26 protein-coding genes and 2 pseudogenes are annotated in these 26,346 nt (G+C 66.3%); 16 read left to right on the top strand and 12 right to left on the bottom strand.

Annotation, left to right across the window (positions count from 1 at the left end; genetic code table 11):
* The first annotated feature begins 4 nt into the window (after positions 1-4).
* Entirely contained in the window at positions 5-1,213 is a 1,209-nt protein-coding gene (locus R9B84_RS20685) for an NAD(P)/FAD-dependent oxidoreductase (RefSeq protein ID WP_423760222.1), read from the top strand.
* 116 nt (positions 1,214-1,329) lie between these two features.
* Here the strand turns inward: R9B84_RS20685 and R9B84_RS20680 are convergent, their stop codons facing one another.
* Positions 1,330-1,830: an Ohr family peroxiredoxin gene (locus tag R9B84_RS20680; RefSeq protein WP_423760221.1), complete on the bottom strand. Its 501-nt coding sequence runs from the start codon at positions 1,828-1,830 to the stop codon at positions 1,330-1,332.
* Positions 1,831-2,234: 404 nt separating this feature from the next.
* Entirely contained in the window at positions 2,235-3,755 is a 1,521-nt protein-coding gene (locus tag R9B84_RS20675; RefSeq protein WP_423761008.1) for a PLP-dependent aminotransferase family protein, read from the bottom strand.
* A 193-nt stretch (positions 3,756-3,948) separates the two neighbouring features.
* Between R9B84_RS20675 and R9B84_RS20670 the strand changes: the two genes are divergently transcribed.
* The 3 genes from R9B84_RS20670 to R9B84_RS20660 all read left to right on the top strand — a co-directional run bounded on the left by R9B84_RS20670 (position 3,949) and on the right by R9B84_RS20660 (position 7,734).
* Complete coding sequence (locus R9B84_RS20670; RefSeq protein ID WP_423760220.1) at positions 3,949-4,692, top strand: SDR family oxidoreductase; 744 nt, start codon at positions 3,949-3,951, stop codon at positions 4,690-4,692.
* An 81-nt stretch (positions 4,693-4,773) separates the two neighbouring features.
* Positions 4,774-5,811, top strand: a complete 1,038-nt coding sequence (locus R9B84_RS20665) for a LysR family transcriptional regulator (protein WP_423760219.1) — start codon at positions 4,774-4,776, stop codon at positions 5,809-5,811.
* 456 nt (positions 5,812-6,267) lie between these two features.
* Positions 6,268-7,734: a sensor domain-containing diguanylate cyclase gene (locus R9B84_RS20660; RefSeq protein ID WP_423760218.1), complete on the top strand. Its 1,467-nt coding sequence runs from the start codon at positions 6,268-6,270 to the stop codon at positions 7,732-7,734.
* Between the two features lie 167 nt (positions 7,735-7,901).
* Here the strand turns inward: R9B84_RS20660 and R9B84_RS20655 are convergent, their stop codons facing one another.
* The gene (locus R9B84_RS20655) at positions 7,902-8,030 is read right to left on the bottom strand and encodes a hypothetical protein (RefSeq protein WP_423760217.1); all 129 of its coding nucleotides are present in this window, start codon (positions 8,028-8,030) and stop codon (positions 7,902-7,904) included.
* 217 nt (positions 8,031-8,247) lie between these two features.
* On the opposite strand from R9B84_RS20655, the gene R9B84_RS20650 reads away from it, so the two are divergent.
* The 3 genes from R9B84_RS20650 to R9B84_RS20640 all read left to right on the top strand — a co-directional run bounded on the left by R9B84_RS20650 (position 8,248) and on the right by R9B84_RS20640 (position 11,217).
* Positions 8,248-9,219 (top strand): hypothetical protein, encoded by a 972-nt coding sequence (locus R9B84_RS20650; RefSeq protein WP_423760216.1) that lies wholly within the window; start codon positions 8,248-8,250, stop codon positions 9,217-9,219.
* Between the two features lie 151 nt (positions 9,220-9,370).
* Positions 9,371-10,480 (top strand): DNA alkylation repair protein, encoded by a 1,110-nt coding sequence (locus tag R9B84_RS20645; RefSeq protein ID WP_423760215.1) that lies wholly within the window; start codon positions 9,371-9,373, stop codon positions 10,478-10,480.
* 263 nt (positions 10,481-10,743) lie between these two features.
* Positions 10,744-11,217 (top strand): universal stress protein, encoded by a 474-nt coding sequence (locus R9B84_RS20640; protein WP_423761007.1) that lies wholly within the window; start codon positions 10,744-10,746, stop codon positions 11,215-11,217.
* A gap of 361 nt (positions 11,218-11,578) precedes the next feature.
* Here R9B84_RS20640 and R9B84_RS20635 read toward each other — a convergent pair whose 3' ends face one another.
* The gene (locus R9B84_RS20635; RefSeq protein WP_423760214.1) at positions 11,579-13,345 is read right to left on the bottom strand and encodes a SulP family inorganic anion transporter; all 1,767 of its coding nucleotides are present in this window, start codon (positions 13,343-13,345) and stop codon (positions 11,579-11,581) included.
* Between the two features lie 185 nt (positions 13,346-13,530).
* Positions 13,531-13,755, bottom strand: a complete 225-nt coding sequence (locus R9B84_RS20630; RefSeq protein ID WP_423760213.1) for a hypothetical protein — start codon at positions 13,753-13,755, stop codon at positions 13,531-13,533.
* A 302-nt stretch (positions 13,756-14,057) separates the two neighbouring features.
* Here R9B84_RS20630 and R9B84_RS20625 point away from each other — a divergent pair, with 302 nt between their 5' ends.
* Positions 14,058-15,047, top strand: coding sequence for a zinc-dependent alcohol dehydrogenase family protein (locus tag R9B84_RS20625; protein ID WP_423760212.1), 990 nt, complete (start codon positions 14,058-14,060; stop codon positions 15,045-15,047).
* A 25-nt stretch (positions 15,048-15,072) separates the two neighbouring features.
* Here R9B84_RS20625 and fnr read toward each other — a convergent pair whose 3' ends face one another.
* The gene (fnr, locus tag R9B84_RS20620) at positions 15,073-15,816 is read right to left on the bottom strand and encodes a fumarate/nitrate reduction transcriptional regulator Fnr (protein ID WP_423761006.1); all 744 of its coding nucleotides are present in this window, start codon (positions 15,814-15,816) and stop codon (positions 15,073-15,075) included.
* Here fnr and R9B84_RS20615 point away from each other — a divergent pair.
* Positions 15,713-16,114: a hypothetical protein gene (locus R9B84_RS20615; protein ID WP_423761040.1), complete on the top strand. Its 402-nt coding sequence runs from the start codon at positions 15,713-15,715 to the stop codon at positions 16,112-16,114. The genes fnr and R9B84_RS20615 overlap by 104 nt on opposite strands.
* Before the next feature lie 91 nt (positions 16,115-16,205).
* Here the strand turns inward: R9B84_RS20615 and R9B84_RS20610 are convergent, their stop codons facing one another.
* Positions 16,206-16,853, bottom strand: coding sequence for a response regulator (locus R9B84_RS20610; protein WP_423761005.1), 648 nt, complete (start codon positions 16,851-16,853; stop codon positions 16,206-16,208).
* Positions 16,854-17,192: 339 nt separating this feature from the next.
* On the opposite strand from R9B84_RS20610, the pseudogene R9B84_RS20605 reads away from it, so the two are divergent.
* Positions 17,193-17,300: pseudogene (locus tag R9B84_RS20605) on the top strand (universal stress protein); the annotation flags it as partial.
* A gap of 100 nt (positions 17,301-17,400) precedes the next feature.
* Here R9B84_RS20605 and R9B84_RS20600 read toward each other — a convergent pair.
* From R9B84_RS20600 to R9B84_RS20590, 3 genes are all read right to left on the bottom strand, one after another.
* Positions 17,401-18,234 (bottom strand): universal stress protein, encoded by an 834-nt coding sequence (locus R9B84_RS20600; protein ID WP_423760211.1) that lies wholly within the window; start codon positions 18,232-18,234, stop codon positions 17,401-17,403.
* Positions 18,231-18,734, bottom strand: a complete 504-nt coding sequence (locus tag R9B84_RS20595; protein ID WP_423760210.1) for a universal stress protein — start codon at positions 18,732-18,734, stop codon at positions 18,231-18,233. Before R9B84_RS20595 ends, R9B84_RS20600 begins: the two co-directional genes overlap by 4 nt.
* A 212-nt stretch (positions 18,735-18,946) precedes the next feature.
* On the bottom strand, positions 18,947-19,786 hold the full coding sequence (locus R9B84_RS20590; RefSeq protein WP_423760209.1) for a universal stress protein: 840 nt from the start codon (positions 19,784-19,786) through the stop codon (positions 18,947-18,949).
* 180 nt (positions 19,787-19,966) lie between these two features.
* On the opposite strand from R9B84_RS20590, the gene R9B84_RS20585 reads away from it, so the two are divergent.
* Positions 19,967-20,119 (top strand): hypothetical protein, encoded by a 153-nt coding sequence (locus R9B84_RS20585; protein WP_423760208.1) that lies wholly within the window; start codon positions 19,967-19,969, stop codon positions 20,117-20,119.
* A 74-nt stretch (positions 20,120-20,193) separates the two neighbouring features.
* Positions 20,194-21,234 carry a zinc-dependent alcohol dehydrogenase family protein gene (locus tag R9B84_RS20580; RefSeq protein ID WP_423760207.1) on the top strand — a complete coding sequence of 347 codons (1,041 nt, stop codon included), beginning with the start codon at positions 20,194-20,196 and terminating at the stop codon, positions 21,232-21,234.
* A gap of 70 nt (positions 21,235-21,304) precedes the next feature.
* Here the strand turns inward: R9B84_RS20580 and R9B84_RS20575 are convergent.
* Positions 21,305-21,448, bottom strand: a pseudogene (locus R9B84_RS20575) (MBL fold metallo-hydrolase); the annotation flags it as partial.
* 107 nt (positions 21,449-21,555) lie between these two features.
* On the opposite strand from R9B84_RS20575, the gene R9B84_RS20570 reads away from it, so the two are divergent.
* Complete coding sequence (locus R9B84_RS20570) at positions 21,556-22,113, top strand: GNAT family N-acetyltransferase (protein ID WP_423760206.1); 558 nt, start codon at positions 21,556-21,558, stop codon at positions 22,111-22,113.
* A gap of 30 nt (positions 22,114-22,143) precedes the next feature.
* Here R9B84_RS20570 and R9B84_RS20565 read toward each other — a convergent pair whose 3' ends face one another.
* On the bottom strand, positions 22,144-23,022 hold the full coding sequence (locus R9B84_RS20565) for a LysR substrate-binding domain-containing protein (protein ID WP_423760205.1): 879 nt from the start codon (positions 23,020-23,022) through the stop codon (positions 22,144-22,146).
* Between the two features lie 126 nt (positions 23,023-23,148).
* On the opposite strand from R9B84_RS20565, the gene argH reads away from it, so the two are divergent.
* Genes argH through R9B84_RS20550 form a run of 3 tightly spaced genes read left to right on the top strand, consistent with a single transcriptional unit; the run spans position 23,149 to position 26,269 of the window.
* Positions 23,149-24,582 (top strand): argininosuccinate lyase, encoded by a 1,434-nt coding sequence (gene argH, locus R9B84_RS20560; RefSeq protein ID WP_423760204.1) that lies wholly within the window; start codon positions 23,149-23,151, stop codon positions 24,580-24,582.
* A complete protein-coding gene (locus tag R9B84_RS20555) occupies positions 24,576-25,469 on the top strand; it encodes an amino acid ABC transporter permease (protein WP_423760203.1) in 894 nt (297 codons plus the stop codon). The genes argH and R9B84_RS20555 overlap by 7 nt, the downstream gene beginning before the upstream one ends.
* Positions 25,466-26,269, top strand: a complete 804-nt coding sequence (locus tag R9B84_RS20550) for an amino acid ABC transporter ATP-binding protein (RefSeq protein WP_423760202.1) — start codon at positions 25,466-25,468, stop codon at positions 26,267-26,269. The genes R9B84_RS20555 and R9B84_RS20550 overlap by 4 nt, the downstream gene beginning before the upstream one ends.
* Positions 26,270-26,346 lie beyond the last annotated feature (77 nt).

Here is a 26,346-nt window from a genome sequence, read left to right as displayed (position 1 = left end):
AATCATGTCGCAGAAAATCTTGATCGTGGGTGCCGGCTTCGCCGGAGTGTGGGGTGCACTGGGTGCGGCTCGCGTGCTTGACAAGGCCGGTGTGGGAAGCGGTGACGTTGAAATCACGTTGATCTCCCCGAAACCGGAATTGCAGATCCGGCCGCGGCTGTACGAAAGCGAACCGCAACGGATGGCCGCACCGCTGCTGCCGCTGCTCGACGCTGTGGGCGTGAAATTTGTCGAGGGCAGCGTCGACGAGATTTCGGTTCGCGAGAAGACGCTCAGCGTTGCGCTGGCCGACGGACAAAAGCGTTTGCTGGCGTATGACCGGTTGCTGCTGACCAGCGGCAGCGCGTTGAGCAGGCCGCCGGTTCCGGGGCTGGCGGAACACGCGTTCTCGGTCGATCGTATTGAAGACGCGGTAGCGCTCGATGCGCATTTCGCTGCGCTCGCGAAGCTGCCGGATTCTCCGGCACGCAATACGGTCGCCGTTGTCGGCTGCGGCTTTACGGGTATCGAGGTCGCCACTGAATTGCCGAAGCGCTTGCGCGAGTGGTTTGGCGCCGACGTTGCGAGTCGTGTCGTCGTGATCGGCGCGCAGGACGATATCGGTCCCGATCTTGGTCCCAATCCTCGGCCGTACGTATCGGAAGCCTTCGACTCGCTGGGCATCGAGACCGTACTCGGATCGCGCGTCGTGTCGGTCGGGGCAGACGGTGTTCGCACCGCGTCGGGCACCCATATCGAAGCGATGACCGTGATCTGGGCCGGCGGGATGCGTGCGAGTTCGCTGACGGCGCAAGTCTCGTCGCAGCTTGACCCGCTCGGGCGCGTCGAGGTGACCTCCGATCTTCGCGTGGCGGAAGCCCCCCATGTGTTCGTCGCGGGAGATGTGGCGCGCGCCCGGAGCGACGATGACGGGCACTATGCGTTGATGTCCTGTCAACACGCGATCGTGATGGGGCAATTCGGCGGGCACAACGTCGCCGCGGATCTGATCGGGGAGGCCATGCTGACATACCGGCAGCCGTTCTATGCGACCTGCCTCGACCTTGGCGAATGGGGCGCGGTTTACTCGGAAGGCTGGGATCGTCAGATCAAGCTGACGCACGCGGAAGGAAAGGCGCGCAAACAGGTGATCAACACGCAGTGGATCTACCCGCCGGCGCCGAATCGTACCGAAGCGTTGGCAGCCGGTAACCCGCAAGCGTCGGTCGACTGACCCATTCGTGCCGCCTGAGTTGTTGCGAGATGCGCAGCGATTCAGGCGGGCGGCGGCGGTGAGCGTCTTCGACAGATAGTCGCGCCTCCGCCGCCCGCCGCCCGACGGGCGGCGAGTCAGTCGACGACGGTCACGATATTGACCGACCCCTGCCTGGCCATCTTTACGTACGGGCACAAGCGTTCTGCAGTTCGAACCCTCTCTTCCGCGGTGCTTCGGTCTACACCCGGCATCCGGACCCGCACGTCGATGACCAGTGCATAGCCGCCATCCATGGGATCGCGGCCGAACGTCACTTGTACCTCCACGACAGTGTCGGTGATCTCCACTGCCGCGCGCTTCTCGATCAGGTTCAGCGCCCCATGGAAGCATGCGGCGAAACCCGCGGCGAACAGTTGTTCGGGATTGGTGCCGTTACCGGGCCCGCCGAACTCGGCGGGCAGCCGCAGATCCACGGCAAGATTCCCGTCATCCGAACGTGCCACGCCGGATGCGCGGCCGTGCCCCGTCTCGCCGCCGGAAACCGTGACCGTCGTCGTATAGAGGGGATGGAAATCCCGGCCCCGATACCGGTCGAGGAGGGAAAGCGGGGGCGCTTGCAGCTTCTTGTCGTGCATGATGCATTCTCGTGTTCAAGGACGCGCGTTCCGATCCCGGTCGATTGATTCGTCGAAGTCGTCTTGCGAAGGCGGGCCGCACTGCCCGGGCAGACATCGTCTTCGGGAAATGGCATGGAACGAACGGTCATATCAGGAATGCGGCAATCTCGTGGTGCAGCCCGATTCCTGGTTGGTCCGCGGGACAAAGTCGCCCCCATGCTAAAGGAGTACGGGTGGTGGCGGTACGGCTGCCGACGGAGACATGATGTTTCCCGTTCGGCACCAATCCGGACCGACAGTATCTGGCTGTTGCCGGTGCGCTTCATGACGACCGGTGCGCCGATCCCGCTCGCCAGGCCCGGCAAAACGAGGCTGCGGGCTCGTACCGCCGAGTGCGACTGCCGGGTGCCGCGTGCCGGGCTTCAGCGATCCACGCACGCGCGCAGCGTTTGCGCGAGGCGGCGCGCTTCTTCCGCATCGGCGATATTCGCGAATCCGATGATGAGGCCGCGCGGCGTTTGCCGCGTGCGGCTGTTCGTATACCAGATGGACAGCGGCAAGATCGCGAGCCCCGCGTCGCGGGCGCGCGCGGCCACGGCGACGTCGTCGACCGGGCCGTCGGGCCCCTCGGGGAACTGCACCGCGAACTGGATGCCGCCGGCGGGCAATTCGACGATCAGCCGCTCGCCGAACGCCTGCTGCAACGCGTGCACGATCAGCGTGCGTCGCTCGCCGTACAGCGTGCGCATCCGCTTCAGATGGCGGGCAAAGTGGCCCTGTTCGATGAAATCCGCCATGGCCGCCTGCAGGAGCGTCGGCGAGCCGGCATTCATGCTGCTCGCGACCCGTTCGACGCGCTCCACGGCTCGCTCGGGCACGACCGCGTACGCAAGCCGCAAACCGGGATACATCGCCTTGCTGAACGTGCTGCAGTAGATCACGTGATCCCGCCGGTCGAGACTCTTCAACGCCGGCAGCGGGCGGCCCACATAGCGAAACTCGCTGTCGTAGTCGTCTTCGACGATCCAGCCCGACGCTTTTTCGGCCCAATCCAGCAGGGCGATGCGTCGGGCAAGCGACAGCGTATGCCCGAGCGGGCTCTGATGCGACGGCGTCACCAGCGCGAAGCGTGCCCGTGCGTCCAGCTGCATCGCGCGCTCGACGTCGATCCCTTCGGCGTCCACCGGCACCGGCACGAGCTGTACACCGGTCTCCGACAGAAAGCCGCGTGCGAGCAGATAGCCGGGATCCTCGAACCACACACGGTCGTTCGGACGCGCGAGGCTGCGCAGCACGAGTTCCAGCGTCGCGCGGTAGCCGCCGGTGATGAACACCTGTTCCGGCGCGCAGGTGACGCCGCGCGACAAGGTCAGATAGGTGGCGATGTGCTCGCGCAGCGGCCGGTAACCAAGCGGATTCGGGTAGCCGAGCATCGCGCGGTCGCTGCTGCGCGCGTGCAGCGACACGAGCCGGTGCCATACCTTGCGCGGAAATGCGTCGAGCGCCGGGACCCCGGGTTGCAACGGGCGCGGCTCGCCGCTCATCGCGACGGCGATCGGCTGCGGGCGTGGCGGAGCTTGGCTGCCGGACCGCCCGCCCGACGCCCGTTGCGAGCCGGTGTCCGCGGCGCACTGTGCTGGTTCGACGGCACGCGCGGGCAGCGAACCCGTCAGCGATATCGGCAGCGACGGCGACACGAACGTGCCGGCCGCGCCGCGCATTTGCAGATAGCCCTCGTCGACCAAGATCATGTATGCCTGTTCGACGGTGCCGCGCGCGGTGTTCAACTGGGTCGCCAGGCCGCGCAGCGCGGGCACGCGATCGCCGGGACGCAGATGGCCCGCGGCGATCGCGGTTCTGAACCGCTCGCAAATCTGCAGATAGACCGGCAACTGATGGTGCCGGTCGATTTCGATGCTCAGGGTGGGCGTTGACGCGGACATCATGGCCTTGTGGGTGACCGGAACGGATACGGTATGGACTAGTTGGGTCGACGATTCTTGGCTCTTATCGATAGGACATGATTCTTCCACAATTGCGCCATGCGATGTGACGGGTATGACCTGCTTCGTCGGAGACGGCGCCCGTCACGCACCCCGCGCATTCAAACGAATTCCTTTCGTCAGGAGATTTGCGATGAAGATCGTTGTCATCGGCGGTTCGGGCCTGATCGGCTCGCGTGTCGTCACGCTGCTGGGCGAAGCGGGCCATCAGGCGCTTGCCGCATCACCGAGCACCGGCGTCAACAGCATCACGGGCGAAGGCCTGACCGATGCGTTGATGGACGCGGACGTCGTCGTGGACGTGGCGAATGCGCCGTCATGGGAACCGAAGGCGGTGCTGGACTTCTTCCGCACGTCGGCACGCAATCTCGGCAGGGCCGAAGTGGCCGCAGGCGTGCGCCATCACGTTGCGTTGTCGATCGTCGGCTGCGACCGGATGCCGGAGAACGGTTATTTCGCGGCCAAGGTCGCGCAGGAGCAGGCGATCGAAACAGCGGGCGTACCGTACACGATCGTGCGCGCCACGCAATTCATGGAGTTCATCGGCGGTATTGCGGATTTCGGCACGGAAGGCGGCACGGTCCGGGTCGGTGACGGGCTGTTCCAGCCGATCGCCGCGGAAGACGTCGCGGCGAACCTCGCGCAGATCGCGCTTGCCGGGCCGCTGAACGGCACGGTCGAGATCGCGGGCCCGGACCGCGCGCCGTTCGCGGAGATCGTCGCGCGCTATCTGAAGTCGGTCGGCGACACGCGCCCGGTCGTGACCGATCGCGACGCCCGCTACTACGGCGGCCGCGTCGAGGAAAAATCGCTCGTGCCGCTCGGGAATGCGCGACTCGGCGGCATCAGTCTCGACCAGTGGCTTGCAAGAAAGTAATTCGCGCTGGCACGTGTTGCGGTTCGCCGGCGCAGGCCGGCGAAGACCAATCGGGATGAGCGGTATCTGGGGGCAGCGGAAATGAATCAAACGGAACCATCGGAGCAGGGCGTTCGTCGCGACTTCCCTGGTTGCGCCGATGCATTGTCGGCGAGCTTCGGTGCAAGCTATGCGGGCATCCTTGCGTTCGTCGCGGTGGCGAGCGAGGGGAGTTTTACCAAGGCAGCCGAACGCCTCGGCGTCGGCCGGCCGGCCGTGAGCCGGAATGTCCAGAAGCTGGAAGCGCAGTTGAGTACGCGGCTGTTCCAGCGGACCACGCGCATGACCGAACTGACTTGCGAAGGCCAGCGATTCTTCGAGAACTGCCATCAGGGCGTCGCACAGATCGTCGAAGCCATGAACGACATGCTGGAGCTGCGGCAGGGGCCGCCACGCGGCCTCATTCGAATCAGTTCGTCGGTGGGATTCGGCAGGAAAGTCGTTGCGCCATTGCTTGAAACGTTTGCGCGGGCCTACCCCGACATCGTCATCGATCTGCTGCTCGACGACCGGCCGATCGACCTGGTGTCGGAACGGATCGACGTGTCGTTCCGCAACGGGCGCATCGAGGACTCCAGCATCATTGCGCGGCAACTGATTCCGATGCAGATGGCGCTCTGCGCGGCGCCGTCGTATGTGGCCAGGCATGGCCTTCCGAAGCATCTGGACGATCTGGCCCGGCACGAGTGCATCAATTTCCGTCTTGCCAGCGGTCGCGTATTCGAATGGGAATTCAATGTCGACGGCCGCCTGCAAAAGTACCTGCCGACGTCCCGCCTCACGTTCAACGACTCGGATCTGGTGTTGCGTGCGGTTCTGAATGGATCGGGCATTGCGCAGATGGCGGGCTATCAGATTCGCGACCATATCGCATCGAACGAGCTCGTTGTCGCGCTGGCGAATCATGTACCGGACGATCGCGGCCACTATATCTGCTATCTCGGCCGGCAACACCTTCCGACGCGCATTCGTATCTTCATCGACTTCATGACCGAACAGATACGCGCACTCGACCTGAACTGCATGACGCGGTTCAATCCGGATATCGCGGATGCCCCGTCGGCGGGATTGGCCGCGTGAAGCGTTCGTGAGGAGTCGTTCCGGCGCTGTCCGCAAAATCGACGGGGCGATCGGCCGCTGGCTCGACATAGCGGCGTCGTGCATTCCCGAAGCACGGGTTACGACAGATTGCGAGGCGACATCGCCGCGCTGACCGGCAATTTCCACCGATGATTGTCGATACGAATCGACACCCGGCGCCAGCCTCTTGCGGCGTCAGCCTGAATGCCGAAGGCCCCCTGTGACGGCACATCGCTTTCCCTGCGTGACGCCGTCGAATCCCGCGAATTGAAGCGAGTTGTGCGACGATTCACCGTGAATCGCTCACACATGCAACGTCGTACCCAAATTCCAGACAATTTTGCGCTCGCAACTGCGTACGCCTGACGGCGTCCGCGCTTGCACATGCGCCCGTCCCTTTTTAGTATGACGAAACCACGCCCGGGCCGGGCACACGTTCATGCAACGAGGAGACCCATGCATCCCCGATCGGCAGCCCCCTATTCCATCGTGGTGATCGGCATTGTGATTGCCTGCGCACTGATGGGCCTGTGCGTGTTGCAGCTGTTCCAGAGCCGCCACGATGCGCTCGACCGTGCCGGCGAAACCTCGCGCAATCTCGGCCTGGTGGCCGAGCGCGACATCGAGCGCAACTTCGAGCTCTACGACCTGTCCTTGCAGGCGGTGATTCAGGGTCTGCAACGCCCCGACGTGATGGCTGCTCCGCCGTCCTTGCGGCGTGCCGTGTTGTTCGACCACGCGATGACCGCGCAATTTCTCGGCTCGATGCTGGTGATGGATGCGAGCGGCGACATCATCCTGGATTCGGCCAACGACGTGCCGCGACAGGGCAATTTTGCGGATCGCAAGTACTTCACCATCCACCGCGACAATCCGGACGCAGGGCTCTATGTCAGTGACCCGTTCGCATCGCGCCTGCGTGGCGGCACGCTGAGCATCGTGCTGTCGCGTCGGGTATCGAATCCGGACGGCTCGTTTGCCGGCGTCGCGGTGATCGCGGTCAACCTCGAATATTTCCACCAGCTGTTCGCCGGCCTGTCGTTGGGACAGCATGGGTCGATCTCGCTGATCGGCGACGACGGCATCATGGTGATGCGCCAGCCGTACGACGTGCGCACGATTGGCCGCGATCTCAGCAAAGCAGCCACCTTTCGGCGGTTCCAGACGGCGCCGGATGGCACGTTCCTGGAAACGTCATCGATCGACGGCGTGCGCCGCCTCTACTACTTCAGGCACCTGCCGAAGCTGCCGCTGATCATCATGGTTGCGGAAGCCGAGCAGGACATCTATGCAGCGTGGCGGCACCGCGCAACGACGATCGGTGCACTGGTGGTGACGTTCGGCGCCGCCTTCATCGCGTTGTCCGTCATGCTCGGCGCACAACTGCGGCGCCGGATGCGTGCGGAGTCCGAGCTCGTGCTGCTGGCGCGCACCGATGGTCTCACCGGCCTCAACAATCGCCGCAGCTTCGGGGAAGTGCTGGACCGCGAATGGCGGCGAGCGCGGCGCGCGCATTCCGTGTTCTCGCTGTTGTTCGTCGATGTCGATCGCTTCAAGGCCTACAACGACACCTACGGCCATCAGGCCGGGGACGACGCGCTGGCTGCGGTCGCGCGCTGTATCGGCGAGAACATCCGCCGGCCGGCCGATACCGCGGCCCGCTACGGCGGCGAGGAATTCGTGGTGCTGCTCCCGGATACACCGCAGACGGGAGCGGCCCAGATTGCGGAGAGGATTCGTGCGGCGATCGACGAACTGGCACTCGAGCATGCCGGCAGCGAATACGGACGCGTCACCGCCAGCATTGGCCTGGCGAGCTGGACGCCGGACCAGGATGGCGAGGCCGGCGCGGTGATCAAGGCGGCCGACGAGGCGTTGTATTACGCGAAGGCGACTGGCCGCAACAAGGTTGCCGCCCTTTAGTCCACCGACTGACCGCCGTCGGCCTGACCCCCGGGTTCCACGACGAGAGCGGCACGACACCGCCGCAGGGCCAGTCTTCCGCATTGGCAGGTAACGCGACGGCGTACCGGCGCAATCTCACGTCGTACACGGATTCCGCCGGATCGCATGCATCGTTGCGGCTTTCGTCACAACAGGCAGACCCGGCGCAGGGTGACCGTTCTCCGATAGACGGATCGATCGAGCCACGGCACGAACACATACTCGTCGTATGCGTCGCAACCGATCAGAATCCAGTGGGACAGAACGTTGGACATGATGGTCTCCTTGACTCCGCTCGTTTCGATGCGAAGGGTGCCGACGCGTCGCGATCGTCATCCGTCGTGCTCACACACCGTATACCCGGCGAGCACGGCGCCTATTCCCGAAACCGCGCGATGCACTTCATGCGCGGAATGTTGCGCGTCGCCGGAATAAACGGGCCCGCGCCGCGGTATGCGGATCAAGCACCGGACGCATCGAGGGGAGGCGCCAATGAACGGCAAGGAGAGGCAAACCCGGGATATCCCGAACCGATCGCGGCGCGATCGCGAGGGTGCCCCGAAGGTCAACGAGGCATCGCGGCCATCGTTGCTACAGGATCGGATCGGCATGCGTCCACCGTTGCGCAACCGCGCGCCGCGTCCCGCGCAGCACGCGATCGACGCCGATGCCGGCAAACCGGTGTCGGCGCACGACGGGATGCGCAAGGCCGCGCGAAGGCTGCAACTCGGTTCCGGCATCCTGTTGTGGCTCTATATTTCCATTCATATGGTCAATCACGCGCTCGGCATCTGGTCGATCGATATCGCCGAGCGCGGACTGCACCTGGCCATCGGGCTCTGGCAAAGCGCGCCCGGCACGATCCTGCTGTATGGCGCGGCCGGCCTGCATTTCGCGCTGGCGATCCGCACCATTTACGGCCGTCGACACTGGACGCTGCCGCCCGCCGAATGGCTCCGTCTCTGGGCGGGGCTGAGCCTGCCCATGCTGTTGATACGCCACGTCGTCGGGACCCGGGTTGCGACATCGTTCTACGGTTTCGAGCCGAACTACGAACGAGTCATCGTGTCGCTCCTCACGAGCGGCACGCAGGGTCTGCAGATCGCGCTGCTCGCACCGGGTTGGGTGCACGGCAGTCTCGGGCTGTGGTTTCATTTGCGCCGGCATGCATTGTTTCGGCGTGCAAAGTTTGTGCTGCTGGCCATGCTCGTCCTGCTGCCCGTGCTGTCGGCGGCGGGATTCGTGCAGATGACGCGCGCGATCGTGCCGGGAAGCCTCGCCGTACCGGCACCCGACGCGGCGCTGGTTGCGCACCGCGCCGCGCTCGACAGTTGGCGACATCTCCTCGTCGTCGGTTATCTGTCGTTGATTGCGGCTGCGTTCGCCGGCGGTCAGTTGCGAAACAGGCTCTTCAGCAGCGGTTCGCGCGATCCATCCCGCGAGCAGCGGCGAACGGACGCATGAACGCATGAACGCCGCGCGCCCGCTCGCGGTTCGCGCACGTCGATTGCGTGTCGCACGGGTGCTCGGGCCGGGCAAAGTCTGCTGACAGGAATTGACAGGGGCTTCGGCGATACTGTGCGCTTTCGCCCCCATCGATCTGAACCCCCTCGCAATGACAACCGATCAAGCTCCCGTCCCGCTGAAGGAATCGCTGGGCAAGCGGCAGTTCCACATGCTGTCCGACGTGCTGCATTCGATCGAGCCCGCGTTCGACCGGGCCGCATTTCTTGCGACGGCGCTCGACGGCCTCGACGGCTTGACGTTGATGGAACGCGTCAGGCGCGCCAGCGTGGCGATCGACACGGGGGCGCGGTCGCTGCCCGGCGGATACGATGCCGCGCTGGCATTGTTGCAGGAGGCGGCGCCCCGATTCGGCCGGGGTTTTGTGTCGCTGATCGCCCCCGATTATGTCGGGCAGTACGGTCGGCACACGTTCGACCGTTCGATGGACGCGCTGAAATATTTCACGCCGTTCGGCACGTCGGAATTCGCGGTGCGTGAATTCCTGCGCATCGACAGGGTGCGTGCGCTCGCCGTCATGGAAACCTGGTCGCACGATGCGGACGATGCAGTACGCAGGCTGGCAAGCGAGGGCAGTCGCCCGCGCCTGCCATGGTCGTTCCGGCTCCGCGAGATCGAGGCCGACCCGGCGCTGGCGGCGCGGATACTCGACAATCTGCGTTCCGACTCGAGCGCTTATGTCCGCCGGTCGGTCGCGAATCACCTGAACGACGTGGCGAAGATGCATCCGGCATGGGTGCTCGATCGGGCCGAAAGATGGGGCGGCGACGATCCGCATACGCGATGGATCGTCCGTCATGCGCTTCGCACCCTCGTGAAGCAGTGCGATGCGCGAGCGCTCGCGATACTCGGTGCTGAAAGTACGCCTCGCCTGGAGGTCGGCCCGTTTGACGTGACGCCCGCGCAGGTGGTACTCGGCGAGTCGATCACGCTCGCGTGCGAGCTGCGTTCGACCGCCGAGGCGGCGCAGCGGCTCGTCGTCGATTATCGGATCGGCTATGTGAAGCAGAATGGCGATGCGTCGCCGAAGGTGTTCAAGCTGAAGGGACTGACGCTCGAACCCGGCCAGCGCATCACGCTCCGGCACAGTCGGGCGATCCGCGATTTCACGACGCGCCGGCACTATGCGGGCCGGCATGAGGTCGAGCTGATCGTCAACGGCCGGGTCGTGGCGCGATCGTTCTTCGCGCTCGCCGTGTGAGCGGGGCCGTTTGCGGGCTCGACCTCGTCGTGCGAAGCGGCGTGAAGGCGGGATGAATGGCGACGCGATCCGCTCGATGCGGCCGGCGGGGTGGGGACCTGCGGCGGGTCGACGCGATGCGCGATGACCTCCGGTTGCGCCGCGTGCCGATTTCGTTGCGGGTTCGAACCGTTGACCTCGGTCAACGTCCGTTGCCGGCGAGCGCCGATGATGAAAACAAATCCGAACGCCGCCGGCGCGTCGGTTCATCGAGCGAGGTCGGTATGTACACGAAGATCATGGTCGCCGTAGACGGCAGTCCGTCATCGAAACTGGCGCTCGACGAAGGCGTGAAGCTGGCCGGAATGTGCGGCGCCCGTCTTGTTGCCGTGTTCGTCGTCGACAAATCCCTCCTGATCACTTACGCCGGACGAATGAACCCGAATGCATTGATCGACGAGGTTCGGCGCGATGGTGTCGAGGTCTTGCGAGACGCCGAGCGGACCATGTCACGCGCGGCGGTGAATGGCGATACGGAAATCGTCGAGACGGACCTCGGTCAGGATATCGCCGAATGCCTGCAGCGTTACGTCGTCGATCGTTCGATCGATCTGGCCGTGATCGGCACGCACGGACGACGCGGTGTGCGGCGGCTGGTGCTCGGCAGCGTCGCCGAACGCTTTCTGCGCGGCTCGAGTTGCCCGGTCCTGCTCGTGCGCGGCGATGATGGCGCACATCCCGCCGTCGCGCCAGCTTAGCGCCGGCATGCGGTGCTGCGCCAATCCGATCTTCAGCACGGTTCCACGAAGAAGGGACGACAGTGCAGGCTGCGAATGGCCGCACGTGCCTGAACCTCGCGCATTGGCTATCGTTGCAGGATCCATGTGACGCTCGCGTCGCCGGACGGCGCATGCGAGCGTACGTTCGCGTCCGATAGGACCCACGCCACCGAGCACGAGGCCGCGGTCGACGGGCTGCGAGCCGCGATGACCTGGATCGAGATGAGGAAATCGAACACGTTCACGGTCTGAATCGCCGGCTGTCGCTGACGTGCCGTATCGGTGTCGCATCGACGATGACGTTTGGTCCGTCACGCGATGCGATCCGCCCCGGATCCCGCTAGTCGTCTGCCCGATCTCGACCGCGAAGCGATGACGTCGGGCGCGCGGTCGGCTCGTCGTCGCGCGCATGTTCGCCAGGTTGCTGAACGTGATGCGCAACGGCGTCAGTCAAGGTCGGAAAGAAGCTGGCGGGCCCGAATGCGTCGAACAGGCCATAAGCGCGCAGGCGATCCTTCACCGGCCCCTTCATTTCCGCGAAATTCAGCGCGATGCCTTCGTCCCGGAGCTCGTCGCAAAGCGCCACGAGCCGATCCGCGGCACTGACATCGATGTCGGTGACGGGCTCCGCCGCGACGACGATTCGATTGACCGGACCCGCCGACCGCGCGAGCGCAACGCGCAGATGCTCGCAGAAGATTTCGACGTTCGCGTAAAAGAGCGGGGCATCCCAGCGGAACAGCACGAGCCCGGGCGTCTGCACGGCGTCCGGATGCCGCGCAATGTCGTGATAGCCGCGCACGCCCGCCAGCCGGCCAAGCACCGCATCGTACGGATGCCATGCACGCCAGACGAACGACAGCAGCGACAGCGCGCTGGCGAGCAGGATGCCGGGCACGACACCCATGCCGATGACGCCTGCAAAGCACAGCACCGAAATCAGGCATTCGCCGCGGCGCATCCGATACAGTCGCACGACGCTGCGAACGTCGGCAATCCCGAACGCGGCGTAAATCACGACAGCGGCCAGCGCGGCGCGCGGGACGGCCGTCAGCAACGTCGGCGCGGCAATGAGCAGCAACGCGATGCAGCTCGCCGCGACGAGGTTCGTGACCTGGCTTTGCGCACCCGCCGCAATCGCGACGGGGGTGCGCGATGCGCTGCTGCTGACCGCGCAGCCCTGCATCGCACCGGCCAGCAGATTGGCCGCGCCCAATGCGACCAGTTCCTGATTGCGGTTCGGCGTGTCGCCTGCACGCGCGGAAAGGGCGCGCGACAGCATGCTGATGTCGGCGAACGACACCAGTGCGATGGCGATCGCGCCGGACGCGAGCGCGGTCACATCGGCGAGCGAGACGACCGGAAGATGCGGTGCAGGCGTGCCGGCCGGCAATGCGCCGATCGTCGCGACCCCGTGCAGCGGCGACATGCGCGCGGCCAGCGTTGCCGCGAGCACGGCGATCAAGACACCGGGCCAGCGCGGCATCGTGCGCTTCATCAGCGCGATTGCCGCGAGCACGCCTGCGCCCAGCACACACGCATCGGTGGAAAACCGGTGCTCGACGAGGGCCCGCACGATCTGCGGCAGGCCGGAGAACATGTCGTTGCTCGTGACGGACATGCCGAACAGCTCGGGCAACCGGCCGACTGCGAGCGTGACGGCGATGCCGTTCAGGTAACCGTACTGGATCGGACGCGACAGCAGATCGGTGACGAAACCGAGGCCGAGCGTACCGAGCAGGATGCAGATCGTTCCGGCCGACAGCGCCAGCGCGCCGGAAAGCGCGATGGCCCGCTGCGGGTCATGACCGGCGAGCGGGACGATGGCCCCGGCAATCAGCGCGGCCAGCGCCGAATCCGGGCCGAGGACGAGGATCCGGCTCGGGCCGAGCACCGCATAGGCGAGCAACGCGGCGATCGATGCGTAGAGCCCCGTGACGGCGGGCAGGCCGGCCGCCTGCGCGTAGCTCATGCCGACCGGCACCAGCACGGCCGAGAGCGCCAGGCCCGCATACAGGTCGCGCGCGAGCCACGCGCGCCGGTAGTTCGCGAGTAGCGCAACGCCAGGGAGCATGCGGGCGATGCGTCCGGAAAGCGGCCGGTTCATCGTGGCTTCATCCGGGAGAAGTCCGGTCGAAAGGGATGGCTTGCTCCTGTCAATGCGCGTTCATCGCGATGCGGCCAGCCTCGACCGACGGACGAAATGGCGGTGCGAGAGGGGGCATTGCTTCGGATGACGGGGCCGATGCCGTCGCACCGGATGCCGGCGCGGCGGCTCGACCACGCTCGATTTCACGCCGCCTTGAGCGCCGAAAGCTGCAGTGCCTGTGCGAAACGGGCCAGTGTGGCGATCGATCCCGTCACGCTTTCGTACCGCTCGCGTCCGATCTGTCCGTCGAGTATCACGAGCATGCCTGCGTCGCGAGCGAGTGCGACGAGTGCCAGCGTGTCGAGTGCGGCTGTCTCGTCCTTGCCGGTCTGATTGCCCGAATCGGAAAGATAGGTAGCGTGTGACATGACGGCTCTCCTGGTGGCTCGAGATCGGGATACCGCGCAGCCGGTATCGATGGTTTCAGTATCGTTGCCGCGCCCGTGCGATTCAATCGGCGTACCCTGAAGCTGCGGTAGGAATCGCGAGAATGCCGTCGGCGGATTCCTACATGGCACGCCGGGATCGACTTCGGAAGGAATCGTGTCGGCAACCGCCCGGCGGCCGTTGACGCACATCAAGCGCGTGTCACCGGATCGTACGGACGCGGCGCCCGGCGACCAGCCTTGGAACGCGAAGCGCGCGAAGACGATCGCGCGAGGAGGCGAGCATGCTTGCGATGATGTTTGACGGCACGACACCGACTTTGCGCGAGGCACGCATGCCGGACCCGTTGCCGGCGGCGGGCCAGCTGCTGATCGACGTACACGCATGCGGCGTATGCCGGACCGATCTCCACGTTGTCGACGGCGATCTCGCGCATCCGAAGCTGCCGCTGATCCCGGGGCACGAAATTGTCGGAACGGTGCGCCTGGTCGGCGACGGCGTGACGGGTTTTTCCGTCGGCGACCGGGTGGGCGTTCCATGGCTCGGATCGACGTGCGGTCATTGCGCGTATTGCGCATCCGGGCGGGAAAACCTGTGCGACAGCCCCGGATTGACCGGTTATACGATCGACGGCGGCTATGCCGAGTGCGCGGTCGCCGACCATCGGTATTGCGTGCACCTGCCGCAGCGCTATTCCGATCTGGAGGCCGCACCGCTGCTGTGCGCGGGCCTGATCGGCTACCGGACGTTGCGGATGGCCGGCAACGCTCGCCGCATAGGCATCTACGGTTTCGGCGCGGCGGCCCATCTGGTCGCGCAGGTCGCGCATCTCGAGGGGCGAAAGGTGTTTGCGCTGACGAAGCCGGGCGACACCGTGGCGCAAAAACTTGCGCTGTCGCTGGGTGCGGCATGGGCCGGCGGCAGCGACGAAACGCCGCCGGAGACACTCGATGCCGCACTCATTTTCGCGCCGGTGGGCGCACTGGTGCCGACGGCACTCCGCGCGGTCGACAAAGGCGGGATCGTCGTGTGCGGCGGCATTCACATGAGCGACATCCCGAGCTTTCCGTACGCGTGGCTGTGGGGCGAGCGCCGCATCGCGTCGGTGGCCAACCTGACGCGTGCGGATGCAGTCGAATTCATGCGGATCGCCGATGCCATGCCGCTGCAGGTCGAGGCAGTGCGCTACGCGCTGACCGACGCGAACCGCGCGCTCGACGACTTGCGCGGCGGGCGCGTATCGGGTGCCGCCGTGCTGAGCATGCGCGGTTGATCCGCTCGACCGATCCGCGGCGCGGTCAGATTTGCCGCAGCCCCTCCGAATCGACGATGCGAATCTGCTTGCCTTGCGCCGCGACGAGCCCCTTGTGCTGGAACTTCGACAGCATGCGGCTGACCGTTTCGAGCTTCATCCCGAGATACTCGCCGATTTCGTCGCGCGTCATCCGCAGCACGAATTCGGCGGCCGAGTAGCCGCGTGCCTTGAAGCGCGCGGAAAGATTCAGCAGGAACGCGGCCACGCGCTGCTCGGCGGTCATCGTGCCGAGCAACAGCATCAGCGCGGATTCGCGGACGATTTCGCCGCTCATCATCTGGTACACGTGGTGCTGCATCGGCCGCACTTCGCGGCACATCTGCTCGAGCTGGCCGAACGGAATGATGCAGACGGTGCTGTCCTCGAGCGCGATCGCGTCGCCGTTGTGGTGTCCGGTGTGCACGCCGTCGAGCCCGAGTGATTCGCCGACGATCTGGAAGCCCGTGATCTGCTCGTCGCCGTCGCGATGCATCACGATGGTCTTGAACGACCCGGTTCTCACCGCATAGATGCTGTTGAACGTGTCGCCCGCGCGAAACAGCGTTTCCCCGCGCTTGATGTGACGCGTCGTGCAGATCATCGCGTCGAGCCGCGTCAGATCGTCGGACGAAAGGTCGGACGGCATGCACACGGTACGCAGCGTACACGTCGAACAGCGGGACGTGGCGCGCTTCGGCTGGTCCGCCGGTTCGACGGGATGCAGCGGGATGACCGCGCGTAACGGCATGGTCGTCGAGATATCGGCATTGCTCTGCATGATCGGCTCCAGTTGGGGCAGCGGCGAGCCGCCGTGGGGCGGGATCGCGCTGGCCGTCGTACCGGCGGCTTTGGCCTCTGCCGCTTTCCTGACGGGAGCGCCACACCGGGCAGGCCGGGAAACCGGTACGCCGGTTTCGACGATGATGCTGCCTGTGCTCCGGGAGGCACGCATGATTGGTTTTCTTGATCGGCAGTATGGATGTTGCGCGACGTCGAGGAAATCAGCAGGCCTTGAAGATGCGGTAGGAGAGCGGGAAGTTCTGTAGGGCGTTTCCTACAAGGGGGTGGGGTTTTGTCGCGCTCGCTGCGGCGGGCGCGGCATCCGCCGGCGGGCGCCGACCGTGCGCCACGTCGTCGTCAGAGGTCGTCCGGATCGTCGAACAGCTTGTGACGCATCGCATAGCGCACGAGTGCCGTATCGTTCGGCATCTGCATCTTTTCGAGTATTCGCGTTTTGTACGTGCTGACGGTCTTGACGCTGACGCAGAGCGCCTGCGCGATTTCGGAAACCGACTGGCCGGTGGTGACGCGCCGGAATACGTCGAACTCGCGGTCGGACAGGCGCTGATGCGGCAGGAGGTCGGTCGGCTCGTTGAGGCTCTGCGCGAATTGCTCGGCCATGGTCAGGCTGACGTACACGCCGCCGGCCGCGATCTTGGTTAGTGCCGCGACCAGCTCGGCACCGGCGCTTTCCTTGGTCATGTATCCGGATGCCCCCGCGCGAAACGCGCGCACCGCGTATTGCTGCTCGGCGTGCATCGTCAGCACGAGGATATGCAATGCCGGTTGCTCGTCCCTGATCTGCTTGATGAGTTCGATACCGTTGCGTCCGGGCATCGACAGGTCGAGCACCAGCACGTGTGCATCGGTGCCGCGTATCAGTGCGATCGTCGAAGCGCTGTCGCATGCTTCGCCCGCGACGACGAAACCGCTTGCGTTCTGCAGGATGTGCCGCAGGCCGTCCCGGACGAGCGCATGGTCGTCGGCGATGAGTACCCGGATCATGGCAATGCGCGCCCTTGCCGGGTCGCGTGGAGCGGCCATCCGACGGCGTGGGTCGATTCTGTTCCCGGCTCGGGCATCGCAATCGTCCGATGTTGGTCGAAGGTCGTGATGGCCACCGTCAACGACGGGACGATGGCCTTCGTCATACGGGCCAGATCGGCGGGTCATCCGGTCCGCGGGTGCGGCAGAAAGTGTGCGCGCTTTGCCGGCGTTCGCCAATCGGGACCGATGCGGACGGCCGGCACCGCGCGTGCTTGACCGGCGTCAACCGGATGGCGGCCGTCGGGATCCGGCTGGTTTTTCAACCCGATCGAAACCGGACGACGACAGGGAGGCGCCATGTCTGCACGGATCTTTGCAGCACTCGACGGCAGCCGCAGCGCGCGGCTCGCGCTCGACGAGGCGATTTTGCTCGCACGCACGTCGGGTGGCCTGATCGTCGCCGTGCGTTGCTCGGCAGCGTTGCGGAAGCGCTGGTGCGCACCGCGGACCGGCCGGTGCTGGTCGTGCGGGAAGGGCCGGGCGCGGCTGTCCCGTTGTCGCTCGCTCAGTGAGACAGCAGGACCGGCACCGTCATCGTCTCGAGGATCGTGCGCGTTGCACCGCCCAGCACGCGCTCGTGCATGCGGGCATGGCTGTACAAGCCCATCACGAGCAGATCCGCATGCAGGTCGGTCGCCCGGTTCAGCAGCGTCGCGCCCACGCTGACCGACCGTTCGCGCGGCGTCGTCGAGAACGATGCGCGAATGCCATGGCGTTCGAGATACGCGGCGACGTCGACGCCTGCCGGCGTCTCGTCCGGATCGGGACGCTTGTGGACGATCGTCTCGACGTTGACGAAGCGCGCGCGGACCAGCAGCGGCAGCGCGTCGGCCATCACGCGCGCGGCTTCGCGCCCGCCGTCCCAGCCGATCAGCACGTTCTCGCCGAGCGTTCGCACGTCGCCCGCGCAGGGCACGACGATCGCCGGGCGTCCGCTGCCCATCACGACATCCTCGACGAAATGGCGTGCCACGTAGGTCGTGCGGTCGTCGGGGTCTTCCTGGCCCAGGAGCAGCAGATCGGCATGTCGCGCATGCTGGACCGCGGCATCGGTCGCGTTACCTGCCGGCGCCCGCCATTCGACGCTGCGTCCCGCGCGCTCGGCGGCCATCAGGAAGTGCTCCTCCGCGTCCTTGCACCGCTGCTCGCACAGGCGCTCGTAGACGGCAAGCTTGAGCGGTTCGTCGGGCCGTCGCAGCGGTTCGAAGAGGTCCTGGCAGACCACGTAGAGGCCGATCAGATGCGCGTTCCAGCGCCCCGCGAGTTCGAGCGCGAGGTCGACGCGCGTCGAGCAGCGCGCGCTGTCGTCGAGGTGGACCAGCAGGGTCTTGTAGCTCATGACGGTTCCTTTTCGGCCGATGCCGCAGGGGTTTCGGCGGGCTCATTCGGTGGGCAACTCGCCGGGATCATCAGGACGGGGCACCTGGCGTGACGCAGCACGCGCTCGGCCACGCTGCCGAGGACGAGGCGACGAAAACCGCGCCGTCCATGCGTGCCCATCACGATCAGGTCGGCCCCGATTTCGCCGGCGAGGCTGACGAGCCGTTGCGGGATGTCTTCGCCCGCCGGCGCGACATCGGTGATCTGCGGCGTGCCTGACACGCCGCGCGCTTTCATGCGTTTCGCTGCGTCGTCCGTGACGCGCAGCCCTTCTTCACGGAAGGCATCGATCAGGATCGACGGGTCGTATCCGTACGTGTCGTAGGCCGGCACCAGGAAATCGACGACGTAGACGGGTGTCAGCCGCGCCCCCGTTTCCGACGCGAGCGTCAACGCGGCGTCGAGTGCGCGGGACGACGTGTCGCTGCCGTCGAGCGCCACCAGAATGTGCGAGTACATGGCGTGTCCCTTGAACGGATGTCGATGGAATCATCATCGGCGCGTGCGTGTCGATCGCGCTGATCTGGATCAAGCGTCCCGGTTGGCGCGAAGCACGCGCACCGCCGCGCGCGCCGCGATTCAGGTTTCGTCGGTCGGCTCGACCACCACGATGATCGCGCTCGACGAACCGGCATTGACGACGAGGCGCGCGAGCGTACGCATCGGCCGGCTCAGTGCGACATCAGCACCGGCAGCGTCATCGACGACAGCACCGTGCGCGTCGCGCCGCCCATGACCAGTTCACGCCAGCGCGGATGGCCGTACGCGCCCATCACGAGTAGGTCCGACCCGGTTTCGTAAGCGCGCGACAGCAGCGTGTCGCCGACCGACGAGCCGGTGCCGGTATCGATATCGAGCACGTTGACGTCGCGCGCATGGCGCGCCAGCATCAACGCGGCATCGGCGGCCGGAATGCGCGTGGTTGCCGCTTCCGAATTGCCGTTGACCACGGCGACGACCGTCGTGCGTTTCGCATGCTCGAGGAAGGGCATCGCATCGTGCGCGGCGCGGGCAGCTTCCCGGCTGCCGTCCCAGGCGACGATCACCCGTTCGCCGATCGACGGGAATTCCCCGGTGTACGGCCAGAACAGCACCGGGCGACCGACAGACAGCACGAGGTTCTCCGGAAACTGGTCGTCGATATAGCTCTCGGGATCGTTCGGGTCGCTTTGGCCGGCGATCACGAGGTCGGCCAGGCGCGCCGCACGCGGCACGGCCACATTGGCGCGCTCGTCGGCACGCACCCAGGCAGCCGGCACTTTCGCGCGTGCCGTCTCCGCGTGGAACAGGCGCTCCAGCGCGCCGAGCCGTTCGTCGCGCCGTTCGCGATGCTCGCGGAAATAATCGGCGGAACCGGCCATCACGTAGAACGAATGCGGCTCCGGCGTGTAGACCGCGAACAGCCCGGTCAGATGCGCACCGAAACGCCGGGCGAGACGCAATGCGAACTCGAGCCGCGAATGCGCACGGGCGCTCGTATCGAGGTGTACGACCATGCTCTTGTAGCTCATCGGAATCGCTCCATCGACGGGTGATCCGCCAGTGCAATCCAGTCTACGAAGCAGGTTTTCCGCGCGCTTGACCCAGATCAACGGCAGCCGTGCGCCGCGGCTGCACAGTACGACGGTCGCGATGCCGCTACCGGGCGGGCGGCATGACGCCGATGCCGACCGATCGATCGGATCGACGAAATGAAGACGATGATCCGCACACTTTCAGGATACCGAATGACGTTCGTCGCACGGGCTGCGATCTCGCATCGTCCCTGTTCGCGCGAACCGTGGCTGGCGGCGCGAATGGCGGGCATCGTCGTGGGGGCGTGCGTCGGCCCCGCATGCCCGTGAAGGCGAAACCGGGACGATCGGCATGCGCCAGTCCCGACGAGCTGATGGGTCACCCTTTCGATGGAGCAACAGCGATGAAAGCACTCGTCTACAACGGGCCGGGGCGCAAGGCGCTCGAACGGCGGCCCATGCCGGAACTGCAGTCGCCCACCGACGCGATCGTCCGCGTGACGCGCACGACGATCTGCGGAACCGATCTGCATATCCTCAAGGGCGACGTACCGACGTGCGAACCCGGCCGCGTTCTCGGCCACGAGGGTGTCGGCGTCGTCGAACAGGTCGGCGCCGCGGTCGACGCGCTGAAGCCGGGCGATCACGTGCTGATTTCGTGCATCTCGTCGTGCGGCCGATGCGAATATTGCCGCCGGGGACTGTATTCGCACTGTACGACCGGCGGCTGGATCCTCGGGCACCGGATCGACGGCACGCAGGCCGAGTACGTGCGCATTCCGCATGCGCAGACCAGCCTGTACCGGATTCCGGCCGGCGCGGACGAGGACGCGCTCGTGATGCTGTCCGACATCCTGCCGACCGGATTCGAGTGCGGCGTGCTGAACGGCAAGGTGCAGCCGGGCTGCACGGTCGCGATCGTCGGCGCCGGCCCGATCGGGCTGGCGGCGTTGCTGACCGCGCAGTTCTACTCGCCGGCGCAGGTCATCATGATCGACCCGGACAGCAACCGGCTCGAAGTCGCGCGACGCTTCGGCGCGACCGATTGCTTCGACGGCCGCACCGGCGACCCGGTCGACGAGGTGATGAAGCTGACCGACGGCGTCGGCGTCGATTGCGCGATCGAGGCGGTCGGCATTCCGGCGACGTTCGAGATGTGCACGTCGCTCGTCGCGCCGGGCGGCGTGGTCGCGAACGTCGGCGTGCATGGGGTCAAGGCAGATCTGCACCTCGAGAAACTGTGGGATCGCAATATCTCGATCACGACGCGGCTCGTCGACACGGTCAGCACGCCGATGCTGCTGAAGACCGTGCGCGCCGGGCGCCTCGACCCGACGCGCCTGATCACGCACCGGTTCTCGCTCGACGACGTCGAGCGTGCGTACGACACGTTCGGCCGCGCGGCGCAAACCCATGCGCTGAAAGTCATCATCGAAGTCGGCTGATTGCCCGGTATCGCGCGGCGGGAGCCGGCACGCGACGTCCGGTTCCCGCCACGTGCGGCCGGCGCCGCCGTCAGGATGAAAGCGCGGCCGGCTCGTGCATATCGCCGGACTGGATCTCGTCGAGATCGACGCGCTGCGCGTAGGTCGGCACCTCGCACGGCCAATGCAATCGCTCCGAGATGCGCCGCCGCAATGCATCGGCCGCGGCGGGTTCGCGAGCGCGGCCTCGCTCGCCGGACGGGCACGTGTCTGACCGCAACCGGTCATTCGACATCGCTGCCGGGATCGTCGACAATCCGTCGTATTGCACCGCGCCCGCGCGTGCCAGGCCGCCCGAGAGAATCCTCAATGACCGGAATATCCATCAGGTCCGCCAATATCGACGACGCACAGGCGATCGCCGATTTCCACGTCAAGGTCTGGCGGCATACCTATCGCGATCTCGCGCCGGCGCAAGCGCATGCCGTCCTCGACGAGCGCTATCGCGGTAAAAGATGGCAGGAAAAGCTGGCGTCGAACGACGGCGATCAGCTGGTGCTCGTTGCGGAGGCCGACGGCAGGATCGTCGGCATCGGGGCGGCCGGCGCGCCGTCGGAACCGATATTCGACGGCCGTGGCGAGATCAAATTCCTGTATGTCGATCCCGAATTCACGCGTCGCGGCATCGGCCGCATGCTGCTTGCACAACTCGCGACGCATTTGAGCGGGTTGCGGTATCAGGGCGCCGCGTTGAGTGTCGTCAAGGGAAACGAATCCGCGATTGCCTTTTATGAAGCGCTGAACGCGCGGCTTGCCGGCGAGACCATCGATGCGGGGCCGATCTGGCGGTCGCACAACATCGTCATGGTGTGGGACGACCTGGCGCATCTCGTTTCCTGACCGAAACCCTGCCGCAAGCAACGGCGCGCATCACGCGAGGCAGGCTCGCAGCCACGACGTGAACGCGGTCACGAGCGGCGTCTCGGTCAGCTCGTGACGCGTGACGAGATAGTACGCATGACGCGACGGCACCGTGGCACTGAACGGCCGCACGAGCGTGCCGTCGATCAGGTCGTCGCGCACGGACAGGCTGTCGCCGAGCGCGACGCCTTGCCCATGCACCGCGGCTTCGACGCCGATGTGCGCGTTGCCGATTTCGAGGATGCGGATGCCCGGCAGCTTGTCGGCGTTCGCTTCCGCCAGCCAGCGCATCCACGAGCCCGCATGCTCGCAGAACAGCGTGCGTCCGGCGAGATCCTGCACCTTGCGGATCGCATCGGGTCCGTTCATCAACGCCGGGCTCACGACCGGGAACAGCGCCGGATGCTCGAGCAGCTCGACGTGCCGGTTGCGCCAGTTGCCTTCCCCGTAGCGGATGCAGACGTCGACGTCCGTCGAATAGATCTCGCGTTCGTCGTTCGACGGAATCACCTTCAGATGGATGCCCGGATAACGCTCGAGAAAATCGCCGATGTGCCGGGCGAGCCAGCGCGACGTCAGCGACAGCGGTGTCGACACGACGAGATCGCCGACGGCGGCCGGCGAATCGAGCCTGACGGTCGCGTTCGCGATCATGTCGAACGCGGCGCCGACCGGTTCCAGCAGCGCCTCGCCTTCGGGCGTGAGCTTCACGCGCGCCTTTGATCGGACGAATAGCGCGACGCCGAGCGTGCTTTCGAGAATGCGGATCTGGTGGCTGACCGCGCTCGCGGTCACGTGCAGTTCGTCGGCCGCCGCCGACACGCTGCCGCGCCGGGCGGCGGCTTCGAACGCGCGAAGCGGGTTCAGCGGGGGCAGGCGGTTGCGCATCGGCGAGTGTGTCGCAGGCGACAGTGCTGAGAAAAATTCCATTTAAGCCGAGTCAATTTCTCGCTACAACAAAAAAAATTGAATGCCTACAGTGGGGGCAATCCAACCGAGTCGAGGTCGACCGCAATGAGCCTTACCGAACCGATCGAACGCCTGTGGGGCGGCCGCTTCCAGTCGAAACCGTCCGACGCGCTGCAGAACCTGTCCCGCTCCGATCCGAGTTTCTATCGCCTCGTGCCGTACGATCTGGCGGGCTCCCGTGCGCATGCGCGCGAGTTGAACCGCGCCGGCATCGTGAACGACGACGACCTCGCGCAGTTGCTGGCCGCGATGGACGGCATCGCGCGCGACTACGCGGCCGGCGCGATCGCGCCGTCGCTCGCCGACGAGGACGTGCACACGTTTCTCGAGCGCGTGCTCACGCAGCGGCTGCCGGCGCTCGGCGGCAAGCTGCGCGCCGGGCGTTCGCGTAACGACCAGGCGGCGAACGACCTGCGCCTGTACCTGCGCGACAAGGCGCGCCAGCTCGTGCGCGGCGTGCTCGACCTGCAGCAGGCGCTGGTCGGGCAGGCGAGCCGGCACGTCGACACGGTGACCGCCGGCTTCACCCATCTGCAGCCCGCGCAGCCGATCGTGTTCGGCCATCAGTTGCTGGCGCATGCGCAGTCGCTGTATCGCGACGCCGACCGCCTGGTCGACTGGGACCGCCGCACCGCGCGCTCTCCGCTCGGCGCGGCCGCGCTGGCGGGCTCGGCGATCTGCGTGCGGCCCGAGCTGTCCGCGCAGGAGCTCGGTTACGACGCGCCGTGCGAGAACTCGATCGACGCCGTGGCCGCACGCGATCACGTCGCCGAATTCGCGTTCGTCGCGAGCATGCTGGCCGTGAACCTGTCCCGCCTGTCGGAAGAAGTGATCCTGTGGACGTCGCGGCAATTCCGCTGGGTGGAACTCGACGACGGTTATGCGACGGGCAGCTCGATCATGCCGCAGAAGAAGAACCCGGACATCGCGGAACTCACGCGCGGCAAGGCGGGGCGCCTGATCGGCAACCTGACGGGCCTACTGGCGACGCTGAAGTCGCTGCCGCTCGCATACAACCGCGATCTCGCGGAAGACAAGATCGCCGCGTTCGATTCGATCGACACGCTCGAACTCGTGCTGCCGGCGATGGCGGGGATGATCCGCACGATGCGCGTGAATGTCGACGAGATGCGTCGCCAGGCGCCGCTCGGCTTCACGCTCGCGACCGAGGTCGCGGACTGGCTTGCGCTGACGGGTGTGCCGTTCAGCGAAGCGCATGAAATCACCGGCGCGCTCGTGCGTGCATGCGAACGCGACGGCATCGAGCTCGCGGACGCCAGCGCGGAACAACTGCAGGCCGTCGACCCGCGCCTCGCGCCGGCGGTGCGCGCGCACCTGACGCTCGACGCGGCCGTCGCCGCACGCGGCGGCGCGGGCGGCACGTCGCCCGCGCGCGTGCGCGAGCAGATCGGCCGCCTGAGCGACGCGATCCAACGCCAGGCCGCATGGGCGGCCGACTACCGGGGGCCGTCATGCTGAGCGCATCCGATTCGCGCCGTCTCGACGGCGCACCCGGGCCGGCTGGCGCCGCGGCAGACGAGATCGCCGGCCTCGTGCGCGTGCGCCGGCGTTACTGGGGTCGTTATGTCGCGTCGATCGCGATCATTGGCGCGCTCGCCTACGTGGCCGCCGCGTTCGCGCGCGGACAGATCGAGTGGCGCGTCGTCGGCCAGTTCCTGACCGCGCGCTCGATCCTGACGGGGCTCGGCAACACGATCGTGATGACCGTGCTCGCGATGACGCTCGGCGTCGTGCTCGGCGTCGTCACCGCGGTGATGCGGCTGTCGTCGAACCCGGTGCTCGGCGCGATCGCGCAGGGCTACATCTGGCTGTTCCGCGGCACACCGATCATCCTGCAACTGCTGCTGTGGTTCAACCTCGCGCTGGTGTTTCCGACGCTCGGCATCCCGGGGATCGCCGAATTCCGGACCGTCGACGTGATGACGCCGTTCCTTGCGGCGGTGCTCGGACTCGGCATCAACCAGGGTGCGTATACGTCGGAAGTCGTGCGCGCGGGGCTGCTGTCGGTCGATACCGGCCAGTACGAGGCCGCGAAATCGATCGGCATGCCGCGCCTGCAGGCGCTGCGCCGGATCATCCTGCCGCAGGCGATGCGCGTGATCGTGCCGCCGATCGGCAACGAGCTGATCGGCATGGTCAAGCTGACGTCGCTCGCGAGCGTCGTGCAGTACGCGGAGATGCTGCACAACGCGCAGAACATCTACTACGCGAACGCCCGCGTGATCGAGTTGCTGATCGTCGCGGGCATCTGGTATCTCGCGGTCGTCACCGTGCTGTCGCTCGCGCAGGCGCGCGTCGAACGACGCTTTGCACGTGGCGCGGGTCGCGCGGCGGGCCGCGCATGAACGACACGACCCTCAACCATCGGGAGAACGTCATGACGAACGCGGTCGTTCGCGCGGTCGACGTGCGCAAGTCGTACGGCGATTTCCAGGCGCTGCACGGCATCACGCTCGACGTCGCGCAGGGCGAAGTGCTGTGCATCATCGGGCCGTCGGGCTCGGGCAAGAGCACGTTCCTGCGCTGCATCAACCAGCTCGAGACGATCAGCGCGGGCGCGCTGTGGGTCAACGGCGAACTGGCCGGCTACCGGCGCACCGGCGACCGGCTCCACGAGCTGTCGGAGCGCCAGGTCGCGCGCCAGCGGCTGGCCACGAGCATGGTGTTCCAGCGCTTCAACCTGTTTCCGCACAAGACCGCGCTCGAGAACGTGATCGAGGGCCCCGTGCAGGTGCTCAAGCGCCGCCGCGCGCAAGCGGAGGAGGAAGCGCGCGCGCTGCTCGCGCGGGTCGGGCTCGCGCACAAGTGCGACGCGTTTCCGGTCGAGCTGTCGGGCGGCCAGCAGCAGCGCGTCGCGATCGCGCGGGCGCTCGCGATGCATCCGCAACTGATCCTGTTCGACGAGCCGACGTCGGCGCTCGATCCCGAGCTCGTCGGCGAAGTGCTGGCCGTGATGCGCGATCTCGCGAAGAGCGGGATGACGATGATCGTCGTCACGCACGAGCTCGGCTTCGCGCGCGAGGTGGCCGACCGCGTCGTGTTCATGGACGGCGGCCGGATCGTCGAGAGCGGGCCGCCGGACCAGGTGCTGTCCGCGCCGACGCACGCGCGTACGCGCGATTTCATCTCGGCCGTGATCGCATGAACGGGCCGGGCGCCCCGACCCGCAGCGCCCGATCGATCGAGCCGTCAACGAGACCGGCGCAGCACCCCATTACTCCA

It is taken from the genome of Burkholderia sp. NLJ2 (assembly GCF_049487195.1).
Classification (GTDB): domain Bacteria; phylum Pseudomonadota; class Gammaproteobacteria; order Burkholderiales; family Burkholderiaceae; genus Burkholderia; species Burkholderia pyrrocinia.
The sequence above is the reverse complement of the archived record's forward strand: the minus strand, read 5'-3'. Positions and strand labels throughout refer to the sequence as shown.

Bases quoted from the DNA above. Each gene is read 5' to 3' on its own strand.
- R9B84_RS20685 (WP_423760222.1), top strand. From the start codon at position 5: ATGTCGCAGAAAATCTTGATCGTGGGTGCCGGCTTCGCCGGAGTGTGG.
- R9B84_RS20680 (WP_423760221.1), bottom strand. From the start codon at position 1,830: ATGCACGACAAGAAGCTGCAAGCGCCCCCGCTTTCCCTCCTCGACCGG.
- R9B84_RS20675 (WP_423761008.1), bottom strand. From the start codon at position 3,755: ATGTCCGCGTCAACGCCCACCCTGAGCATCGAAATCGACCGGCACCAT.
- R9B84_RS20670 (WP_423760220.1), top strand. From the start codon at position 3,949: ATGAAGATCGTTGTCATCGGCGGTTCGGGCCTGATCGGCTCGCGTGTC.
- R9B84_RS20665 (WP_423760219.1), top strand. From the start codon at position 4,774: ATGAATCAAACGGAACCATCGGAGCAGGGCGTTCGTCGCGACTTCCCT.
- R9B84_RS20660 (WP_423760218.1), top strand. From the start codon at position 6,268: ATGCATCCCCGATCGGCAGCCCCCTATTCCATCGTGGTGATCGGCATT.
- R9B84_RS20655 (WP_423760217.1), bottom strand. From the start codon at position 8,030: ATGTCCAACGTTCTGTCCCACTGGATTCTGATCGGTTGCGACGCATAC.
- R9B84_RS20650 (WP_423760216.1), top strand. From the start codon at position 8,248: ATGAACGGCAAGGAGAGGCAAACCCGGGATATCCCGAACCGATCGCGG.
- R9B84_RS20645 (WP_423760215.1), top strand. From the start codon at position 9,371: ATGACAACCGATCAAGCTCCCGTCCCGCTGAAGGAATCGCTGGGCAAG.
- R9B84_RS20640 (WP_423761007.1), top strand. From the start codon at position 10,744: ATGTACACGAAGATCATGGTCGCCGTAGACGGCAGTCCGTCATCGAAA.
- R9B84_RS20635 (WP_423760214.1), bottom strand. From the start codon at position 13,345: ATGAACCGGCCGCTTTCCGGACGCATCGCCCGCATGCTCCCTGGCGTT.
- R9B84_RS20630 (WP_423760213.1), bottom strand. From the start codon at position 13,755: ATGTCACACGCTACCTATCTTTCCGATTCGGGCAATCAGACCGGCAAG.
- R9B84_RS20625 (WP_423760212.1), top strand. From the start codon at position 14,058: ATGCTTGCGATGATGTTTGACGGCACGACACCGACTTTGCGCGAGGCA.
- R9B84_RS20615 (WP_423761040.1), top strand. From the start codon at position 15,713: ATGCACACGGTACGCAGCGTACACGTCGAACAGCGGGACGTGGCGCGC.
- fnr (WP_423761006.1), bottom strand. From the start codon at position 15,816: ATGCCGTTACGCGCGGTCATCCCGCTGCATCCCGTCGAACCGGCGGAC.
- R9B84_RS20610 (WP_423761005.1), bottom strand. From the start codon at position 16,853: ATGATCCGGGTACTCATCGCCGACGACCATGCGCTCGTCCGGGACGGC.
- R9B84_RS20600 (WP_423760211.1), bottom strand. From the start codon at position 18,234: ATGAGCTACAAGACCCTGCTGGTCCACCTCGACGACAGCGCGCGCTGC.
- R9B84_RS20595 (WP_423760210.1), bottom strand. From the start codon at position 18,734: ATGTACTCGCACATTCTGGTGGCGCTCGACGGCAGCGACACGTCGTCC.
- R9B84_RS20590 (WP_423760209.1), bottom strand. From the start codon at position 19,786: ATGAGCTACAAGAGCATGGTCGTACACCTCGATACGAGCGCCCGTGCG.
- R9B84_RS20585 (WP_423760208.1), top strand. From the start codon at position 19,967: ATGAAGACGATGATCCGCACACTTTCAGGATACCGAATGACGTTCGTC.
- R9B84_RS20580 (WP_423760207.1), top strand. From the start codon at position 20,194: ATGAAAGCACTCGTCTACAACGGGCCGGGGCGCAAGGCGCTCGAACGG.
- R9B84_RS20565 (WP_423760205.1), bottom strand. From the start codon at position 23,022: ATGCGCAACCGCCTGCCCCCGCTGAACCCGCTTCGCGCGTTCGAAGCC.
- argH (WP_423760204.1), top strand. From the start codon at position 23,149: ATGAGCCTTACCGAACCGATCGAACGCCTGTGGGGCGGCCGCTTCCAG.
- R9B84_RS20555 (WP_423760203.1), top strand. From the start codon at position 24,576: ATGCTGAGCGCATCCGATTCGCGCCGTCTCGACGGCGCACCCGGGCCG.
- R9B84_RS20550 (WP_423760202.1), top strand. From the start codon at position 25,466: ATGAACGACACGACCCTCAACCATCGGGAGAACGTCATGACGAACGCG.